Annotated in this window: 4 protein-coding genes; 3 read left to right on the top strand and 1 reads right to left on the bottom strand. The window is 37.2% G+C overall.

Translation table 11 applies throughout. The features are described from left to right. A partial coding sequence (locus V4C51_RS17630; protein WP_330927478.1) for a hypothetical protein occupies positions 1–445 on the top strand: 445 nt, incomplete at its 5' end. A gap of 57 nt (positions 446–502) precedes the next feature. Continuing rightward, positions 503–820 carry a hypothetical protein gene (locus tag V4C51_RS17625; protein WP_330927477.1) on the top strand — a complete coding sequence of 106 codons (318 nt, stop codon included), beginning with the start codon at positions 503–505 and terminating at the stop codon, positions 818–820. A gap of 22 nt (positions 821–842) precedes the next feature. Here V4C51_RS17625 and V4C51_RS17620 read toward each other — a convergent pair whose 3' ends face one another. Next, positions 843–1,433, bottom strand: coding sequence for a type IV secretion system protein (locus V4C51_RS17620; protein ID WP_330927479.1), 591 nt, complete (start codon positions 1,431–1,433; stop codon positions 843–845). A gap of 84 nt (positions 1,434–1,517) precedes the next feature. On the opposite strand from V4C51_RS17620, the gene V4C51_RS17615 reads away from it, so the two are divergent. Continuing rightward, entirely contained in the window at positions 1,518–1,925 is a 408-nt protein-coding gene (locus tag V4C51_RS17615; protein WP_330927476.1) for a hypothetical protein, read from the top strand. Positions 1,926–2,080: the final 155 nt, after the last annotated feature.

Raw genomic sequence — 2,080 nt, 5'->3', positions numbered from 1 at the left:
TGTAGAGGGGGCGTACGGTTCGAGGGAGCCAGATCTTGCCGAGATTCTTTTCAAAAAATTTGCTTGCATTGCGACCCCGGTTTGCCTGGTACTTTGGGGGTTCGAATTTGTATTGGAGCTGCTCGAAGAGTGGCGGGAACTGGGTGATCCATACAGCTACATTGCTGCCTTTTATTATTTTACCGTGGTAAAGTTATTTGGCTTTGCTTCAGTGATCGCTGAATATACAGAGAAAGTCGTTAATACGCAGTATGAGAATCTCAATACTACCATATTCTACTTATTGCCATTACTTTACCTGTCACTCATTGGGTTGTTTGGATACTTTTTAAAAATAAAAGGGTATCTTAAAAAGGTCATTTTTATTTGGTCTTTACCATTAGTTGTTGGTGTTGCCTGGTATATTTTATATACGGGATTTTTATGGCTTTTTGCTAGTAATTAAAAGTCTAACTCTGTATGATGGTAATAGTATTTTATATATTAAAATAGGGTTGGCGTCATGAAAAAAATATCCATTGCTCTAGGGCTTGTAACAACAATTATCTCCTATGGAGCGTTTGCGTTTACAATTAGCTCTATGAATGTAAAAGAGATGTCAAAAGATGAGCTTGTAACTGAGTATCATCAACTAGCAGGTCTTTTAGATACAATATCTGAAAAAAATGAAAGTGATTACCAAAAGACAGATATGGATATTTGTAAGAGATTTAAAAGGGTTGATGCTAGATTAAGTTTAGGTTATATGACTGATATTGATTATGGTAAAACAAAAAAATTCACATCTTTGTGTAATTATATAGCAGTAAAAATTGATTGAAAATGAAGTGGGATTTCCCACTTCATCGTTCCATTGCTCTCCTGTTATGCTCCTCGATCCTTTCTCTTATGGCTCTATTCGCTGGGTGGCGGTTAGGCGAATTTTTACTGCCATCCTTAATATCATTTTTATTGTTGTTTTTATTGTCATTGTTTGGTTTTCTCTTAGGTAGTTTCGGTACTCCTGCTTTCAGTGCTTCAGTTGCGATACCGCCAGCCAAAGCTGCTGCTATACTGGGTATTTGCCTCAAAACATAACACAGTATAATCGTCACAACACCTAAGGTAAGCGATAATCCAATAGGGCTAACATCTTTATCAGTTGCTGGATTCATTGATATAAATTTATCAAATATAGCTATGCAGCTCGTTATAACTAAAACACCTAACGTCATCACAAGAATGTTTTCTATGATTTTTCCTATCCAGTTATCAAAAAACTTTCTAGACCAAGGAAATATGAAAGCTGTGACAAATATTGGCCCGAGCATAAGAAAAATACTCAGCAAGAATTTTGCCCCGATAATCATAATTCCCGCAATCACAGTAATAATTGTATAGGAAAGCATCATGGTTCCAGATAACATCAACCACGTCCAAGTGGAACCCTTAATGAAGGTAAAACGATCCCAGCAAGTGGTGGGAGTAGGTCACTAAAAAGGCATCTATTCATCAAATAACAACTTACTGGTGGCTGTATGGATAAAGAAAAAGCAATATCAATTATAGAATCATTAGCAAATGGAGTGGACCCGGTTACAGGTGAAATTTTCCCTTCAAATTCCCCATATAATCATCCTGATGTCATCAGGGCTTTGTTCTTTATATTGCGTAATGGAACAAAAGATAATACAAAACGAGTCAAAAAAACCATTGAAGAAAAGCAGCAAATCAATCTGGAAAAAGGTCTTCCCAGAAATTATGGTTTGCTTTGGTCAGATGACGCTATATCTTATGTTATAAGTTCTTTCCAAAATGGCCTTCAAATTATCGATATTGCCGAGCAGGTCGAGAGAAAACCTGGTTCTATCATTGGGTTGCTCAAAAAGAAAGAAATCATATCTGAAGAAGAGGCATTCACATTGAGCCGCCACCTAGGAGCCTGATCGAGAATAGCGCCCTTAGCGAGGATTGCGAGAAATTGAGGATAAAATTTCTGCTTATAAAGAAAATAGCGGGGCTATTTGATGAAGAAGTAGGGATTTTTAGACCAATTTATCGCAACAGCAGTAGGGCAGTCTATTCTCGGACAGGCTCCTAG

The organism is Candidatus Sororendozoicomonas aggregata, assembly GCF_031528575.1.
Classification (GTDB): domain Bacteria; phylum Pseudomonadota; class Gammaproteobacteria; order Pseudomonadales; family Endozoicomonadaceae; genus Endonucleibacter; species Endonucleibacter aggregata.
This window is presented reverse-complemented; position numbering and strand designations above follow the sequence as displayed.